Here is a 17,766-nt window from a genome sequence, read left to right as displayed (position 1 = left end):
TATAATTAATAGAAATTATTTTGTTCCCATATGTGGTGTTAACATTGTTTTAGGATTTAAAATATCAGTGAGTTGTTTTTCAGTTAAATATCCGCGTTCTAAACAAATTTCACTTACAGCTTTACCAGTTTGTAATGCTTCTTTAGCAATGCTAGAAGATTTTTCATAGCCGATATAAGGATTTAATGCAGTAACAATACTGATTGAATTCATGATAGAGTTATAGCAAATATCTGTATTAGCTGTTAAATCTTTAATAGCTTTTGTAGATAAAGTATTTATAGCATTTTCAAGTAGGCAGATAGAATTAAATAAAGCATAAGCAATGCCAGGTTCAAATGCATTGAGTTCTAATTCGCCACGTTCAGCACAAAGTGTGATGCTTACATCATTGCCCATAACTTCATAACAAGCTTCAGCAACTACTTCAGCAATGACAGGATTTACTTTTCCTGGCATGATGGAAGAACCTGGTTGCATTTTTGGTAAATTAATTTCACCTAAACCACAGCGAGGGCCAGAATTCATTAAGCGAAGGTCATTGGCAATTTTGCTTAAACGTACAGCAAGTGTTTTTAAAGCACCACTTACATAAACAAAATCAGCAGTATCTTGTGTAGCAGCAATGAGATTATCGGCAATTTGATAGTTTATACCAGTGATATTGTGTAGTTCTTTTTCAATAACATGTTTGTAGTCAGGGTGGCAATTTATACCAGTGCCAATAGCAGTTGCTCCCATATTTAAGAATTTCATAGTTTCACGAGCATGAGAAATTTGATGTATAGAAGTATCAATATAAGTGGCAAAAGCTTCAAACGTATTGCCTAAAGTAGTAGGAACGGCATCTTCAAGTTCAGTACGACCCATTTTTAAGATATCTTTAAATTCTACAGATTTTTTTAATGAATTAGCTTTTAAATCTTCCATAGCAGTGAGTAAATCTGTTAATTTTGTATATGCTGCTACTTTTATAGAACTAGGATAGCTATCATTTGTGGATTGGCTGAGATTTACATGGTCATTTGGATGTAAGAATTGATATTCGCCTTTTTGATGACCGAGAATTTCTAAACCAATATTAGCAATTACTTCATTAGCATTCATATTTGTGCTAGTACCAGCACCACCTTGAAGCATATCTACAGGAAATTGATTTACGAAATTGCCTTCAATAATTTTATCGCAAGCAGAAGCTATAGCATTAGCAAGTTCTGGTTTTAAAACACCTACTTCTTTATTAGCTAAAGCAGCAGCTTTTTTTATTTGAGCTAAAGCTTTGATGAAGAATGGATAATTTTCTAAAGTTCTAGTAGAAATATGAAAATTATTTATAGCTCTAGATGTTTGTACTCCATAATATAAATTATTTGGAATGTTTAATTCTCCGATAAAATCATGTTCAGTTCTTGTTGACATAAAAACGCACCTCTAATTAATTTTTGATAATTTTAGTTAATTGATATATAATGAAAAAATAAATCTTTAAATTTAAAATAAAGATATATAAATGATTTATATAATAATAAATAAAGCAAATAATGTGCCAACATAGTGTATACTTTTTTATTGCTGATAAAATATGGATAGAAAAATAACGTTATATTTATTTTGCTTAAAGGTGTATAATAGAGATGATAGTAGTGTATAATGAAGATTGTATTATGTATACAATATATTAAATAATTTTTTATAATATATTGAATTGAAAGAAAATAGAAGGACGAAAAATGAAACAGTTAGAATTAATAAATGAATATGTTAGAAATAATTCTAAAGCAGAAGATGTATTAAAATCTATGAAGAACGGAAAAATACCAGGAGTAAAAGCAACAGATATTCAAGAAAACTTCGGTATTTTGCGCAATAATGCAAGTAGTATACTCAATGGTCTATTTAAAGATAATCAAATTGTAAAAATTAATACAAGACCTGTAAAATTTTTGTCGATAGAAACTATACATTATTTGAATAAACAATACAGTTTGCCAGAGCAAAAAATTTATACTCTAAAAGAATTGCAAAAATATCTATTAGAAGATACTAGTCAGCAAAAAGATGCTTTTGCTGAACTTTGTGGCTGGAATGGTAGTTTGAAATATCAGGTGGAGTTGGCAAAGTCGGCTATATCATATCCGCCAAAAGGATTGCATACTCTGATATTGGGCGATAGTGGTGTAGGCAAGAGTGCTTTTGCTAAAGCTATGCATGAATATGGAAAAAATTATTATAAAGAAGATTATCCGTTAGTTACATTTAATTGTGCAGATTATGGCAGTAATCCTCAATTATTATTGTCACAGTTATTTGGTCATGTGAAAAATGCTTTTACAGGAGCAGATAAAGATAAAATCGGTTTAGTAGAAAAAGCTAATGGAGGAATTTTATTTTTGGATGAAGTTCATCGATTACCACCAGAAGGTCAAGAGATGTTATTTTATTTAATGGATAAAGGTGAATATAATCGATTAGGTGATACGACTTATAGAAAAAGTAAGGTTTTAATAATTGCAGCAACAACGAGTACACCAGATAAAGTCTTATTAAAAACTTTTACTAGACGTATACCAATCATTATAAATTTACCCTTATATAAGGATAGACCTATTTTAGAAAAAATAATGATTATCGAAAAATTTTTATATGATGAAGCTTTGGCAATTAATAAAATTTTATATGTAGAACCAATTATTTTTAAAGCATTAACAGAAGCAACTTATAGTGAAGGCAATGTAGGGCAATTGATATCGGATATAAAATTACTTTGTGCAAGGGCATATTATGCTTATATTCAAGGTGAAGATGTAATTAAATTAGATAAAAAATTATTAGTAGAGAATTTCAATGAAAAATATCAAGAAGAAATAAATAATAAAAATATTTTCTGGTACAATATCAAAAATTTATTTCCAAAAGAAATCGTATTTTTGCCACATCAGATAAAACAGGTTTTGACGCAAATCAGCAATGAAGTATTTTATGTAGCTATAATACAACATTTAGAAAAAATAACTAAAAATGAAATAGAAAAATTTCCATTAAAGAAACTTTTTCAGCGTGAGATAAATCTCTATTTTAAATTGAGCAATAGATATTTTTTAGAGCAAAATATAAATATATCTTCTATTATAAAGAGTTGTTCTTTAGAAGCATTGAGTTTTTCCATTCAATTTTTAAATTTTATCAAAAAGAAAATGAATGTAAATTTAAAACAAGAGATATATTTAATACTGACTTTAGCTATTTGGTTAACTGATATGGAAAAATCAAAATATGATGATTTTGATGGAATAGATAAAATCAAAAATAGAGAGATTTTTCAGCATAAAGTTATGCAGAATTTAGAAGAAGAATATGCTTTAAGTAAGGTTTGGTGGAAAAATATTTGTAAATCTAAACAGATAAAATATAATGATTTCGTGCCAGCACTTACAGCTTTTTGGCTTAGTATAACCATAATATAAAATAAAAAGCATAAAAGCTTTTAAACTTTTATGCTTCTTATTTTTAATATTAATGATTTAACGCATATGATTAATCATACTAGCTAATCGACCAGCTCCAAAACCGTTGTCAATATTCATTACAGCAACGCCAGCAGCACAACTATTTAACATAGAAAGCAATGCGGTTAATCCATGAAAAGAAGCACCATAACCTACACTTGTAGGTACAGCAATTACTGGCTTGTTAGCAAGACCACCAACTACACTAGCTAAAGCTCCTTCCATACCAGCTGCAACGATGATTACATTAGCCATATCAATCAAATCTTTTTTGCTAAGTAGGCGATGAATACCTGCGACGCCTACATCAAAGCAATATTGTACTTTATTTCCCATTAGTTGAGCAGTAAGACCTGCTTCTTTGGCTACAGGGATATCACTAGTACCTGCAGTCATGACAAGAATAAAACGTTTATCATCAATGGGAGAAGTATCTCTATCGACATAGATGATGCGTGCTTCTTTATCGTATATAGCATCTTTTATTTTAGCTGAAACAGCTTGATAATTTTCTAATGTAGCACGAGAGGCAATGATATTTTGTTCACTTTTTTGATATAAATGAACAAAAATATCAGCTATTTGTTCATTTGTTTTACCTGCACAATAAATTACTTCAGGAAATCCTTGCCTTTTTGCTCGGTCATGATCAATTTTGGCAAAACCAATATCTTCGAAACCTTGAGTATCTTGAAGTGAATGAAGCATAGTTTCATCGGAGATATTTCCTTGTTTATAATCATGAAGTAAATCTAATAATTGAGTAGTATCCATATTTATTGTTTAACTACCTTTTTTTTATTGCGTCTCCAACGAATGAAGTAAAAAGCACAAGTAAGTACAATGATAGCACTCACAATTAAACTTGCTTCATGACCTACAGCAAGCATAGTTTTCCAATTTTCGCCGAGAATCATTCCTACATAGAGAATGAACATAGTCCAAGGAAGAGAACCAATAAAAGTATAAATGATGAATTTCTTCATATTAACTTTAGCAAAACCAGCAGGTAGAGAAATAAATGTACGAACTACAGGAAGTAATCTGCTGAAAAATACAGCTTTTATACCATATTTATCAAACCAATTTTGAGCAGTATCTACATGTGATTTTTTCATGAAGAAATATTTTCCGTATTTGTCTACGAATGGTCTGCCACCATGTGCACCGATATAATAAGTGATGATAGAGCCAATCATACCACCGACCATACCAGCGACTGTAGCATGGAAAAATTCCATTTTGCCAGCAAAGATTAAATATCCAGCAAACCCTAAGATAAGTTCACTAGGAATTGGAATACAAGCATTTTCAAGCCCCATTAGTACAGCTACAGCAACATAGCCCCAAGTATCAATAAAACTCAAAAAGATTGTTGAAAATTGTTCCATCAAAGATTAGTCCTTTCTGCTGTTAAATTAAAATATAAACCTTATATATATTATAACTTATAAAGATAAAAATATCCTTAAATATTTATGATGCAATTAATATAAATTTATAATATTCATAGCATGAAGTATACCAATAACACCAAATAAAATAAAAATCAATGAAGCAAATTTTTTGATGACTCTATCAGGTACATATTTGTGGAGTGTAGCACCTAATAAAATACCAAGACCATCAGCGACTAACATACCTAGTGTTGTGCCTAATAAAATGGAAAATAAATCAGAACCGATTTGAGCAGATAATGCTACTGTAGCAAGCTGAGTTTTATCACCCATTTCAGCAAGGAAAAAGGCAATAGCTACAGTCCAAAAGACGCTAAAACGATTTTTTTCAGCTTCATTGCCAAGTTCATCATCTTTTAAAATCCAAAGACCAAAGACGATAAAAGCTATAGAAGCAACGAGTTCGATAATGTCTTTAGGAATAAAAGAATGCAAATAAATACCAGCAGCGATGGCTACAAAGTGATTTAAAATAGTAGCAACTAAAATACCAAACATGACTTTCTTCCATGGATATTTTGTGGCAAAAGCCATAGCTAATAATTGAGTTTTGTCACCCATTTCGGCAAGAACCACCATGATAAACGCTGTTGAAAATGCAAACATAAGATTAAATCTCTCCTTAGCATAAATTAAATTTATTTGATAAAAGGGAATAAAAAAAGAGACTTTTAGTATAGACTGATACACTTAGTGTAACTAATCTATACCAAAAGTCTCACTATTGATGTAAAACATCAACGAATAAGCCAGATGAATTTCGTCGTTCATCAGTATGTTGACTTATTCTAAAAAGCTACTCCCTTTTAGCCAATACATTTACCAATAATACCATATACACACAATGGATATAATACACAAAAATAAATATTTTGGCAAGAGTTTATTTATTTTTCATGGCAAAATATTCTCTGTCTAAAATTCCAAGAATGATTAGATTTTCATAAACACCATCAGTTAAGATTGTTTCACGGATAAGTCCTTCGCGAACAAGTCCAGCTTTTTCATATACATGTAAAGCTCGTTCGTTATAATCTTTGCAATCAAGCCATGCTCTATGGAATTTTAAATCATCAAATGCCCAGGATTTTAACATTTCTAATGTTTCTTGACCATAGCCTTTGCCTTTTACGTTTAAAATAATACGAGTCCATTCGATTTCTTTATAAGGATTATCAAGGCCTGCAATCATGAGAAACCCTACTTTTTCATGTGTATCTATTGTTTCAATGATTAAATGGGTAGCAGAAGGAGTATCTAAAGTTTGCATATGCACTTCGCGAGTGTAAGGAATGACATATTTAGCATTTTCAGGAATATATTCTACTTCCATGATATAGTCCATATCTTCAACAGTTGCTTGACGAAATCTTAATCTATTGCCTGTTTTTACGATTTTTTCCATATTAAAACCACCTTTGTTGTATTGCTATAGATTTTATAATAATTTTTAGAAACTTACAGGAATTTTTCCTGACAGTTTAAGAAAAGTATAGTATACTTTTCTTAATATAACAAATAAGAAATAAGGAGGATAATTTTGTTAACGACAATGTCTTTTGAACATTTATTAGATATTTTATTTGTACCAATTTGTATTCAAATAGGTGCGTTGATTGTTGGCTCATTTCTCAGTCGTTTGATTAATCGTTATTTGCAAAGTAATGTAAATAGAGATTCATGGCAATATATTTTTGTTAATGCTTTAAAAGGATTACCAATTTCTTGGTGTTCCGGTGTTGGTTTATATTGGACGATAAATAGTTTATCTATACCAGAAACAATAAGTAGATTATTATCTTATTTATTATTTGCAGTGATTATCTTTACTTTGACAAGAGTTATTGCAAGAACATTATCTGGCATGATAGATTTTTATACTTTGCGTTCAGACCAAAATATGCCAAAGACTTCATTATTAAATAATTTAATAAATATTTTAGTGTATTCTATGGGGGCACTTATTGTTTTACAATATTGTGGTATATCAGTAGCACCAATCCTCACAGCTTTAGGGGTCGGCGGTATGGCGGTAGCCCTCGGTCTTCAAGATACGCTTGCAAATATTTTTGCTGGACTGCATTTAATATTATCAAAACAACTTCGTTTAAATGATTATATTAAATTAAGTACGGGTGAAGAAGGTAGAGTATCAGATATTACATGGCGTTTTACAACTCTTCAGTCTGTTAGCAATAATGTAGTTGTTGTACCTAATCAAAATATATCTAAGGCGATCATCACAAATTATAGTATGCCACTTCAAGATATAACTGTAAGTGTAGCAATTGGCGTAAGTTATGATAGTGATTTAGATAAAGTAGAAGCTGTTTGTATAAGAACAGCAAAAGGTATCTTGAATAAATTAGATCCAGCTGTTAAAGCAGAACCAGTGGTTAGATTTAACTTGTTTGCTGATTCTAGTATTAATTTTAATGTAATAATGCATGTAAGCGAGTTTACTAATCAATATATTGTCAAACATGAATTTATAAAAGCGATTACAAAAGAATTTAGAAAAGAAAATATAGAAATACCATTCCCAATAAGGACAGTTATTAATACTAAAGAGTAAAATATATTAAGATAAATAGAAAATAACTATAAAAATATTTTATAGTAATGATGAATAAAATAATTAAATAATATTTAAGGAAAAGCTTTTTATTTTGTTGGAGATTTGGTAAGATATACTTGATTGAATACAAAATGCATGGTTTTGGAATAAAAATGGAGAAATTAATTTTAATGAAAGAATTTTTATCTGTTCAAGGTAAAAAATTATTGATACAAATATTGATTTGCACAATTGTTATTATAGGGGCATTTGTTGTTTATGATAAATTATATTTACTTACAGGTATTTTTACGGGATATTTATTAGCTGTTATTTGTGCTTGGGTTATGGTTTATCGTACATGGAAAGCTTCTAATTTGACAGTTGGCAAAGCTAAAGGTCAAATGTGGCTTGGATTGATAACGAGATTGCTGATGATTTTTATTATATTAAGGGCAGCAATAGTGCAATCAGTAGAGTTGTTTTATGCAGTAGTTGGTGGATTTTTTTTAGCCTTTATATTGTATATGATACATTTAATTATTTTTGTTTATCATAAGAATATGGAATAATATTTGCAGATGCAAATATTATCTACATAGAAACTGAAAGATATAAAGATGCAGGAGTATTTTTCAGCTAAATAAATATATAGTAAAGAGAGGTGAGGACACTGTTACTTATGGACTGTATAAGCGGCAGTGGGGAAAATGCATGAAATTGGTGTGCGTGAAGTTGTCACTTTCGCGGGTATGCAATTCAATATTGAAACCTTAGAGATGACTTGGCTAGCAATGGCGATTGTAATAATCATTGCATTTTTGGCGACACGAAGCTTGAAGCTTGTTCCTTCAGGTTGGCAAAATGTAATTGAAATGGTTATTGTTTGGCTTAATGAACAAATTGGTGCAACAATAGGTTCTCGTGGTCAATTAGTGGCACCATTTTTAATCACGCTATTTCTATTCTTATTGGTTTCAAACTGGATAGGACTTATTCCAACGCTTGCATCACCAACAAATGACTTAAATACAACTTTAGGTTTGGCTTTATTGGTGATTGTAATGTTACATGTACTTGGCTTGTATTATAAAGGTTTTAATTATATAAAACATTTTTTCCAGCCAGTAGCGCCATTTGTAATTATCAATTTGATTGAAGAAATAGCTAAGCCTATTACACTTGCTTTCCGTCTATTTGGTAATATTTTAGCAGGGGAAATTTTAATCATTATCTTGCTTTTATTAGTACCAATATGGATGCCAGTACCTAGTGTTGTTTGGCTTGCATTTAGTTTATTTATAGGTGCAGTTCAGGCATTTATATTTACTATGTTATCTATGTCTTACTTAGCAAATGCTATGAAAGACGATGATCATCATTAATAGTTATTAATAAAATTTTAATTAACAACTATTAATATAAGGTTGTCTAAATAAAGATAGGACAATCTTAAAAATTAAACTAATTTATATTTATCTTAAGGAGGATTTATTTTATGGAAAACGCAATTATGGTTATGGCAGCATTAATTGGTGCAGGTATTACAATGGGTCTCGCTTCTATCGGTGCAGGTATTGGTGATGGTCTTGTTACTTCTAAATTCATCGAAGGTATTGCTCGTCAACCAGAAGCAAAAAATACTTTATTCATGAATACTCTTATCTCCGTAGGTTTAATCGAAGCTATGCCTATCATTGCAACAGTTATTGCATTGATCATGCTTTATGCTAACCCACTTATTAAATAATTTGGGTAAACATTTAAGTTTTAGATGTTTAGGAACGCATAAGGGGGCAATAAATTGATTGATATCAATATGACGATTGTGGCTCAAATCCTTAACTTCCTTATTTTGGTACTTATTTTAAAATTTGTAGCATATAAGCCTGTTATGAAAATGCTTAAAGAACGCGAAGATAAAATCGCAAGAAGCATTGATGCCGCAGAAGCAGATGAACAAAAGGCTAAAGAACTGCTCGCTGAATATAATAAGCAATTAGCTGATGCCCGTATAAAAGCACAGGAAATTGTAGATAAAGCAATGAAACGTGCTCAAGAAGAACGTGATGCTAGTGTTGCTGAAACAAGACGTGAAATTGAGCAGATGAGAAAAGCCGCAAAAGAAGATATTGCTAGAGAACGTGAACGTGCAGCAATGCAGTTACGTGGTGAAATGGTAGCTTTATCCATGCAGGCAGCTGGTAAAATCATCGCTGCTAATATGGATAATAAGACAAATGAAAAATTGGTTAGTGACTTCATTGACCAATTGGATAAAGATAAAATGGGTGGATTGCCATGCTGAATTTACAGTTAGCAAAAAAATACGCTGTGGCAATGTTTGAATTAGCTCAGGAAGAAAATAAGCTTGTAAAGTATGGTGAACAGTTAGCAGAGATTGGCATGCTTTTTAAAACACATCCAGAGCTTAAGGCTTTTATGAGTAATCCTCAAATTCAGCCATCAGCAAAAAAAGAACTGCTAAATAAAGTTTTTGGTAGCGATATTGAAAAATCAGTGCATAATTTTATATTGTTATTGATTGACAAACGTCGCATAGCATTAATTGAAGAAATAGTCGGTGAATATGAAGCTCTGTCTAATGAAGCTCGTAATATTGTAGTAGCTCATGTTACTACTGCAGTAGCTATGGAGAGATCACAAGAAAAAGCTTTAACTGCGAAATTAGAAGCTATTACCGGCAAGCATATTCAGCTAAAAACACATATTGATAAATCCATCATTGGTGGTGTCGTTGTAAAAATGGGCGATAAATTAATCGATGGTAGTGTAACTAGCAAAATTAAATCTTTAGGAAAGCAGTTAATGGCAAATTAAGTTATTTAAGTGGGGTGACAGAGTCGTTATGAAAATGAATCCAGAAGAAATAACAGCCATTATCAAGGATCAAATTAAAAATTATAATGTTGATTTAAATGTTGATGATGTAGGTACTGTTATTGAAATCGGTGATGGTATTGCACATATTCATGGCTTAGACAAAGCGATGTCAGGGGAACTGCTCGACTTTGGTAATGATATATATGGTATGGTCCTAAACCTTGAACAGGACAATGTCGGTGCCGTTTTATTAGGTGGCGACACAAAAATTAAAGAAGGCGACATAGTAAAACGTACTGGTAAAATCATGCAGGTTCCAGTAGGTGAAGCTATGATTGGTCGTGTTGTTGATGCACTTGGTCGTCCAATCGATGGCAAAGGCCCTATTCATACAACACAAACTCGTCCAATTGAATATCCAGCTCCTGGTATTGCTGATAGAAAATCAGTTAAAGAACCTCTACAAACTGGTATTAAAGCAATCGATGCTTTAGTTCCTATTGGTCGTGGTCAGCGTGAACTTATCATCGGTGACCGTGGTACAGGTAAAACAGCTATTGCAGTAGATACAATCCTCAATCAGAAAGGACAAAATTGTATTTGTATTTATGTAGCTATTGGTCAGAAAGCTTCTACAGTTGCTCGTGTTGTAAAAACTTTTGAAGATCATGGTGCTATGGATTATACAATTGTAGTAGCAGCTACTGCTTCTGATAGTGCACCACTTCAATATATGGCACCATATTCTGGCGTTGCTATGGGTGAACACTTCATGTATCAAGGTAAACATGTACTTTGCGTATATGATGACCTTTCCAAACATGCTACAGCTTATCGTGCAATGAGCTTACTCCTTCGTAGACCACCAGGACGTGAAGCATATCCAGGGGACGTATTTTACTTACATTCTCGTTTATTGGAACGTGCTGCTAAATTGAGTGATGAACTCGGTGGAGGTTCTATTACAGCTCTTCCTATCATTGAAACATTAGCAGGCGACGTATCTGGTTATATTCCAACAAACGTTATTTCTATTACAGATGGTCAGATCATGCTCCAAACAGAAGCTTTCTATTCTGGTATTCGTCCAGCTATCGATGTAGGTCTTTCCGTATCCCGTGTAGGTGGTAGTGCTCAGATAAAAGCTATGAAACAGATTGCTGGTCGTATGCGTCTTGACCTTGCTCAGTATCGTGAACTTGCAGCATTTGCTCAGTTTGGTTCTGACCTCGATAAAACTACAAAAGAACAATTAGACCGTGGCGTGCGTATGGTTGAAACATTAAAACAAGCACAGTATTCACCATTGAAAGTAGATGAACAAATCCTTGTTATTTATACAGCTGTACGTGGTTTCTTAAGCGATATTCCTGTTAATCAGGTTGTTAATTTCCAACGTGATTTCTTGAAATTTATGAATTCTAATCATCCAGAAATTGGACAGACAATCATTGAAAAACAGAAATTAGATGATGCTTTAGAAACTTCTATCAATAACACTATTGAAGAATTTAAATCCACATATTCATATAATAAATAAGCAGTGAGGTGATTTAATTGGCTAGTTTACAGGACATACGCCGCAGAATAAAAAGCGTAAAAAGTACACAGCAGATCACTAAAGCAATGAAAATGGTTGCTGCTGCTCGTTTACGTCGTGCCCAAGAAGCGGCTGTATCCAACCAACCTTATGCTGAAAAAATGTATGAGGTTATTGCCGATGTAGCCTCTAATGCAGGAAGTTTTTCACATCCTCTGCTAGAAGTACGTGAAGAAGGTAAAACTTTATATGTTGTTTTAGCTTCCGATAAGGGTCTTGCAGGTGCTTATGCTAGTAATGTATTTAAAGAAACAATTTCTCATATCAAAGATGCAAAAAACACATCTATTATCACAGTAGGTCGTCGTGGTAAGGAATATTTCGTTCCACGTAAATACGATGTATTGCATTCTTATATGGGATTTACAGAACGTCCAGAGTATCAAAATGCTCGTCAAATAGCTATTGAAGTTATGGAGCATTTTAGTAAAGGTGACTATAAAGAAGTATATCTCGTATATACTAAATTTGTGTCAGCTATTTCTGCTATACCTCAGACAATTAAATTATTACCATTTACAGCACCAGAGTCCTCCGAACATAAACCTACTGCTGAATATATTTATGAACCATCAGCACAGTCAGTGCTTGGATACTTATTACCGCAATATATTATTACTACAATATATTCGTCATTATTACAATCAGCAGCAAGTGAACTAAGTTCACGTATGAATGCGATGAGCAATGCAACAGACAATGCTGAAGAACTCATCTCTAAACTTGATTTGCATTATAATAAAGTACGTCAGGCTGGTATTACTCGCGAAATCACAGAAATCGTGGGCGGTGCAGAAGCTCTGAAGTAAGGAGGTTTCACCTAAGTGGCAAAAGGTAAAATTGTACAGGTTATTGGACCTGTTGTTGATATAGAATTTCCGGCAGAATCTTTGCCAGAAATTTTAAATGCTGTAACTATTAAAGGTAAATCTGGTGACATTGATATCGATTTAGTTGTTGAAGTTATGCAACATTTGGGTGACAATGTTACTCGTTGTATCGCTATGAGTTCTACTGACGGTTTGACTCGTGGCATGGAAGCTGAAGATACTGGTGCTCCAATCAGAGTTCCAGTAGGGGAAGCAACTCTTGGTCGTGTATTTAACGTACTTGGAAAAACAGTTGACCATGATAATACTCCTGTAGGCAATAAAGAATTTTGGCCTATTCATCGTCCAGCTCCAAAATTTGATGAACAAGAAACATCTACACAGATTTTAGAAACTGGTATTAAAGTCGTTGACCTTATTGCTCCATATTCTCGTGGTGGTAAAATCGGTTTGTTCGGTGGTGCAGGTGTAGGTAAGACAGTTCTTATCATGGAACTTATTCATAATATCGCAACTCAACATGGTGGATATTCTGTATTCTCTGGTGTTGGTGAACGTACTCGTGAAGGTAATGACCTTTGGTCTGAAATGAAAGAATCTGGCGTTATCGATAAAACTGCTCTCGTTTATGGTCAGATGAATGAACCACCAGGAGCTCGTATGCGTGTAGCTTTAACGGGTCTTACAATGGCTGAATATTTCCGTGATGTTCAAAATCAGGACGTATTATTATTCATTGATAATATTTTCCGTTTCATTCAGGCTGGTTCTGAAGTATCTGCACTTTTAGGTCGTATGCCATCTGCCGTTGGTTATCAGCCAACACTTGCTACAGACGTAGGTGCTCTTCAAGAACGTATTACTTCTACTAAAAAAGGTTCTATCACATCTGTTCAGGCTGTATATGTTCCTGCCGATGACTTAACTGACCCTGCTCCAGCAGCAACATTTGCTCATTTGGATGCAACAACAGTATTATCTCGTCAAATTGCAGAACTTGGTATTTATCCAGCAGTGGATCCACTTGATTCTACTTCTCGTATTCTTGACCCACATGTAATCGGTGAAGAACATTATGAAGTAGCTCGTGGTGTACAGGCTATTTTACAGAAATATAATGAACTTCAAGATATTATCGCTATCTTAGGTATGGAAGAATTATCTGATGAAGATAAACTTACTGTAGCTAGAGCTCGTAAAATTCAAAGATTCTTATCTCAACCATTCTTCGTTGCTGAACAGTTCACAGGTACACCAGGTAAATATGTACCATTAAAAGAAACTATTCGTGGCTTTAAAGAAATCTTAGCAGGTAAATATGATGATTTACCTGAAAGTGCTTTCTACATGGTTGGTAGCATTGATGAAGTTGTTGAGGCAGCAAATAAAATGAAGAAGGAGGGATAATTTATGGCTAAAATAAAGCTAGAAATTATTTCTCCCAATAAAGTTGTTTATAGTGCTGATATTGATATGTTGATCGTGCGTTCTATCGCTGGGGATTTAGGTATTATGCCAAAACATGCTCCACTACTTGCAGGACTTGTTCCACATGCGATGAGAGCTATGATTGATGGTACTGAAAATCTTATAGCAGTAAGTGGTGGTTTTATTCAGGTTCAATCTGATAAAATCATTGTGCTTGCAAGTGCAGCAGAACTTCCTATTGAAATTGATATCAATAGAGCTAAAAAGGCTTATGAACGTGCACATAAACGTTTAGAAAGTTTTAAACAAAATCCTGAAGAAAAAAGTGATATTGATACGCTTCGTGCTAGAGCTGCACTTGAACGTGCTAAAGCCAGACTTAAAGCAACTAAAACAGATATTGGTTAATATTTAATTAGTTTTATGTAAAAACGGTTGTAACTTATTTAGCTACAACCGTTTTTATTTTAAAGGTGATAATATGATTTTTGGAAATATAAAAAATATGGATTTAACTAGTCTTGATGAGCGTGTTAAATTTTGTATAGATTATTTTAATGAGCATGATTTAATAAATTATAATGTAGGAATATATCAAACAGATAGAAATGATATTAGTTTTCGCATTGATGAATATGAAACACAAATTGGTCAGGAAAGATATTGGCAAGCACATAAAAAACATATCGATGTTTATATTTTGTTGAGAGGACAAGAACGCATTGATGTTAATATTTATGGTGGAAAAGTATATCATAATGATAAGATAGATGATATGTTAATGATAGAAGAAATGCCATATACAAATGTGAATTTATTGAGCCAATATGGGGACATTTTAGTTTGTAATCAAAATGAAGCCCATAAAACAGGTATTCATATGGATTTAAAAAATAAATTCAAAGTGGCTTTATTTAAAATTGAAATATAAATAAAAAAGAGCAATCAAATGATTGCTCTTTCTTGTTTTTTATTATTTTACAACAGTAACGTTTACTGCACGAAGTTTGCTAGCATCGCGGCTATCAGCTTCTGTATCGAAAGTAACTTTCTGACCTTCTTCTAAAGTTTTGAAACCTTCAGAATTGATAGCGGAGAAATGAACGAATAAATCGCCGGATCCGTCATCATTAGTGATGAAGCCATAACCTTTACCAGAATTAAACCATTTTACTGTACCTGTTCCCATTATAAAATCCTCCTTAGGATGAATAAAATATAATCAGTGCAGAGGTCAAACCAAACTAAAAAACACATAAGAATCTTCCACACTTAATTAAGAGGAGGACTAAGACGTGACTTTAATTGTGTACCAAAGCTGAATAAACTAATAGTAGCATGGGATATATAATTTGTCAATTTACAAGGTGACATAAATTATAATTATTTTTTATAGTTAATATTTAAAGAATATTTACATGTTTACATATAAATTTGACATTATAAATATATGATGATATATTTATAAGTCGATAATAATTTTTATAAGTTCTTATATTAGATTTTTTTTATAATATATATACATATATATTATACTAAGAGATTTAGTATTATAAATTAAGAAAGGATGATTTGATGAATGGCATAATGTTGGTAGGCTGTGCAATCATAATTTTTTTTATAGCCTATAGAGTTTATGGCCGTTGGTTATTACGTACTTGGGGAGTTGATGAAAATGCCAAAACTCCTGCATTTAAGTATAATGATGGTCAAGATTTTACACCAGCATCTAAATTTACGGTATTTTCACATCAATTTTCTTCAATAACGGGTGCTGGCCCAGTAACAGGTCCAATAATTGCAGCTATGTATGGCTGGCTTCCTGCCTTTTTATGGATTATTGTAGGTGGTATTTTCTTTGGAGCAGTACAGGATTTTACAGCTTTATATGCTTCTGTTAAAAATGAAGGTAAATCCATGGGTATGTTAATTGAACATTATATTGGCAAAACTGGTAGACGTTTGTTCTTATTATTCTGTTGGTTATTTACTTTATTGGTAATAGCTGCCTTTGCTGATATAGTGGCAAATACTTTTAATGGATTTAGTAAAGATGGTGCTTTAGTAACTCCAAATGCAGCAGCAGCTTCTATATCCATGTTATTTATATTTGTAGCTATTTTATTTGGTTTATTCATTAAGAAATTTAAACCGAATGAAAAAGTTCGTCTTGTTTTAGGTATTATTTTATTGATTGTTATGCTTGCTGTTGGTATTGCCTTCCCAATTTATTTGGACAGAATGATTTGGCTTTATGTAGTATTTGCTTATATTTTTGCAGCATCTGTTATGCCTATGTGGATTTTAAAACAGCCACGCGATTATTTAAGTACATTTTTACTTTTAGCGATGATTGCTGGTGGCGTTATCGGTGTATTAGCAGTAAATCCAACAATTAATATGCCAGCTTTTGTAGGCTTTAATGTAAATGGAAAAGATTTATTCCCAATTTTATTTATAACTATTGCTTGTGGTGCTGTTTCTGGTTTCCATAGTTTAGTATCTTCAGGTACTTCTTCTAAAACTATTTCTAATGAAAAAGATACTTTATTTGTAGGTTATGGTTCTATGCTTGTAGAATCTGTTTTAGGTGTAGTTTCCTTAGTAATTGTTTGTTCTGCTGCGACAAATGGTCAGTTACCAGATGGTACCCCATTCCAGATTTTCTCTACTGCTGTAGCAGGATTTTTCGCTATGTTTGGTATGCCACATGATATAGCAAATTGTATTTTGACTATGTGTGTATCAGCTTTAGCACTTACTTCATTAGATGCAGTAGCTCGTATTGGTCGTATGTCTTTTCAGGAATTATTCAGTGTAGATGAAGGTCAAGAAATGAGCTTCATTCAAAAATTATGTACAAATAAATATTTTGCTACACTTATAACTTTATTTATTGGTTATTTATTATGTCTTGGTGGATATATGAATATTTGGCCATTATTTGGTGCTGCTAATCAGTTATTATCTGCATTAGTGCTTATCTCTTTGGCTGTATTCTTAAAAACAACGGGAAGAAAAGGTTTCATGCTTTATATTCCAATGATAGTTATGTTCTGCGTTACATTAACAGCATTAGTAGAATCTATATATGCTATTGTTGTAAAATTATCCATGGGACAATTTGTTTTTGCTGTAGATGGTTTACAATTAATTATTGCACTTGCTTTGATGATACTTGCTATTTCTGTAGCTATTCATTGTGGTAAAGAATTAGTTGGTACTAAAGAAAATATGCAAGCTAATGTAAATAGATAAGTTTTTAATTTGATAAAAGAATACAAAAAAGCCCAATACTAATAAAATGTATTGGGCCTTTTTTTTAGATATCTCTTTCATCAATAGCTGTTTCAAGGGCTATTTTAATCATATCCTGAACCTCCCACGACTAAAGTCGCGGGGTTCTCGGTCAAGTATTCTAACGAATACAGTATCTCCGAGCTATCCCCATAGTTCCTATGGTTCTTGTATATGTTATTTAAGATTTATGCTATGTTTAATATTCTTAATCCTTCATTTCTAATATTTATAGCTGCATTTACAT

Annotated in this window: 19 protein-coding genes; 13 read left to right on the top strand and 6 right to left on the bottom strand. The window is 32.4% G+C overall.

What is annotated here, in order from left to right:
- Positions 1-15: 15 nt before the first annotated feature.
- The gene (locus tag Q5I67_RS07445; RefSeq protein ID WP_302486899.1) at positions 16-1,419 is read right to left on the bottom strand and encodes an aspartate ammonia-lyase; all 1,404 of its coding nucleotides are present in this window, start codon (positions 1,417-1,419) and stop codon (positions 16-18) included.
- A gap of 311 nt (positions 1,420-1,730) precedes the next feature.
- On the opposite strand from Q5I67_RS07445, the gene Q5I67_RS07440 reads away from it, so the two are divergent.
- Positions 1,731-3,464 carry a sigma 54-interacting transcriptional regulator gene (locus tag Q5I67_RS07440; protein ID WP_302486898.1) on the top strand — a complete coding sequence of 578 codons (1,734 nt, stop codon included), beginning with the start codon at positions 1,731-1,733 and terminating at the stop codon, positions 3,462-3,464.
- Positions 3,465-3,521: 57 nt separating this feature from the next.
- On the opposite strand, the gene larB is transcribed toward Q5I67_RS07440, so the two are convergent.
- The 4 genes from larB to Q5I67_RS07420 all read right to left on the bottom strand — a co-directional run bounded on the left by larB (position 3,522) and on the right by Q5I67_RS07420 (position 6,368).
- On the bottom strand, positions 3,522-4,280 hold the full coding sequence (larB, locus tag Q5I67_RS07435; RefSeq protein ID WP_296898726.1) for a nickel pincer cofactor biosynthesis protein LarB: 759 nt from the start codon (positions 4,278-4,280) through the stop codon (positions 3,522-3,524).
- Between the two features lie 2 nt (positions 4,281-4,282).
- Entirely contained in the window at positions 4,283-4,897 is a 615-nt protein-coding gene (locus Q5I67_RS07430; protein WP_296898728.1) for a DedA family protein, read from the bottom strand.
- Positions 4,898-4,993: 96 nt separating this feature from the next.
- Positions 4,994-5,569, bottom strand: a complete 576-nt coding sequence (locus tag Q5I67_RS07425) for a TMEM165/GDT1 family protein (protein ID WP_296898730.1) — start codon at positions 5,567-5,569, stop codon at positions 4,994-4,996.
- A gap of 277 nt (positions 5,570-5,846) precedes the next feature.
- A complete protein-coding gene (locus Q5I67_RS07420) occupies positions 5,847-6,368 on the bottom strand; it encodes a GNAT family N-acetyltransferase (protein WP_296898732.1) in 522 nt (173 codons plus the stop codon).
- 147 nt (positions 6,369-6,515) lie between these two features.
- Between Q5I67_RS07420 and Q5I67_RS07415 the strand changes: the two genes are divergently transcribed.
- From Q5I67_RS07415 to Q5I67_RS07365, 11 genes are all read left to right on the top strand, one after another.
- Entirely contained in the window at positions 6,516-7,538 is a 1,023-nt protein-coding gene (locus Q5I67_RS07415; protein ID WP_296898756.1) for a mechanosensitive ion channel family protein, read from the top strand.
- A gap of 155 nt (positions 7,539-7,693) precedes the next feature.
- Positions 7,694-8,092, top strand: a complete 399-nt coding sequence (locus Q5I67_RS07410; protein ID WP_296922628.1) for a hypothetical protein — start codon at positions 7,694-7,696, stop codon at positions 8,090-8,092.
- 138 nt (positions 8,093-8,230) lie between these two features.
- Positions 8,231-8,905 carry a F0F1 ATP synthase subunit A gene (gene atpB, locus Q5I67_RS07405; RefSeq protein WP_296898736.1) on the top strand — a complete coding sequence of 225 codons (675 nt, stop codon included), beginning with the start codon at positions 8,231-8,233 and terminating at the stop codon, positions 8,903-8,905.
- A 113-nt stretch (positions 8,906-9,018) separates the two neighbouring features.
- On the top strand, positions 9,019-9,270 hold the full coding sequence (atpE, locus tag Q5I67_RS07400; RefSeq protein ID WP_008540075.1) for a F0F1 ATP synthase subunit C: 252 nt from the start codon (positions 9,019-9,021) through the stop codon (positions 9,268-9,270).
- A gap of 54 nt (positions 9,271-9,324) precedes the next feature.
- A complete protein-coding gene (gene atpF / locus Q5I67_RS07395) occupies positions 9,325-9,828 on the top strand; it encodes a F0F1 ATP synthase subunit B (RefSeq protein ID WP_296898739.1) in 504 nt (167 codons plus the stop codon).
- Positions 9,822-10,361 carry an ATP synthase F1 subunit delta gene (gene atpH / locus Q5I67_RS07390; RefSeq protein ID WP_296898741.1) on the top strand — a complete coding sequence of 180 codons (540 nt, stop codon included), beginning with the start codon at positions 9,822-9,824 and terminating at the stop codon, positions 10,359-10,361. Before atpF ends, atpH begins: the two co-directional genes overlap by 7 nt.
- A gap of 28 nt (positions 10,362-10,389) precedes the next feature.
- The gene (atpA, locus tag Q5I67_RS07385; RefSeq protein ID WP_302486897.1) at positions 10,390-11,904 is read left to right on the top strand and encodes a F0F1 ATP synthase subunit alpha; all 1,515 of its coding nucleotides are present in this window, start codon (positions 10,390-10,392) and stop codon (positions 11,902-11,904) included.
- A gap of 17 nt (positions 11,905-11,921) precedes the next feature.
- Positions 11,922-12,773 carry an ATP synthase F1 subunit gamma gene (gene atpG / locus Q5I67_RS07380; RefSeq protein WP_296898745.1) on the top strand — a complete coding sequence of 284 codons (852 nt, stop codon included), beginning with the start codon at positions 11,922-11,924 and terminating at the stop codon, positions 12,771-12,773.
- 15 nt (positions 12,774-12,788) lie between these two features.
- Positions 12,789-14,201 carry a F0F1 ATP synthase subunit beta gene (gene atpD, locus Q5I67_RS07375; RefSeq protein ID WP_302486896.1) on the top strand — a complete coding sequence of 471 codons (1,413 nt, stop codon included), beginning with the start codon at positions 12,789-12,791 and terminating at the stop codon, positions 14,199-14,201.
- Positions 14,202-14,204: 3 nt separating this feature from the next.
- On the top strand, positions 14,205-14,630 hold the full coding sequence (atpC, locus tag Q5I67_RS07370; protein WP_296898749.1) for an ATP synthase F1 subunit epsilon: 426 nt from the start codon (positions 14,205-14,207) through the stop codon (positions 14,628-14,630).
- Positions 14,631-14,703: 73 nt separating this feature from the next.
- Entirely contained in the window at positions 14,704-15,153 is a 450-nt protein-coding gene (locus Q5I67_RS07365) for a YhcH/YjgK/YiaL family protein (protein WP_302486895.1), read from the top strand.
- Between the two features lie 42 nt (positions 15,154-15,195).
- On the opposite strand, the gene Q5I67_RS07360 is transcribed toward Q5I67_RS07365, so the two are convergent.
- On the bottom strand, positions 15,196-15,411 hold the full coding sequence (locus Q5I67_RS07360; RefSeq protein WP_008540065.1) for a cold-shock protein: 216 nt from the start codon (positions 15,409-15,411) through the stop codon (positions 15,196-15,198).
- A gap of 386 nt (positions 15,412-15,797) precedes the next feature.
- Between Q5I67_RS07360 and Q5I67_RS07355 the strand changes: the two genes are divergently transcribed.
- The gene (locus tag Q5I67_RS07355; RefSeq protein WP_302486894.1) at positions 15,798-17,480 is read left to right on the top strand and encodes a carbon starvation protein A; all 1,683 of its coding nucleotides are present in this window, start codon (positions 15,798-15,800) and stop codon (positions 17,478-17,480) included.
- Positions 17,481-17,766 lie beyond the last annotated feature (286 nt).

It is taken from the genome of uncultured Megamonas sp., from assembly GCF_958438645.1.
In the GTDB taxonomy this organism is placed as follows: domain Bacteria; phylum Bacillota; class Negativicutes; order Selenomonadales; family Selenomonadaceae; genus Megamonas.
Note: the sequence above shows the minus strand (reverse complement) of the source record. Positions and strands in the feature narration are given on the sequence as shown.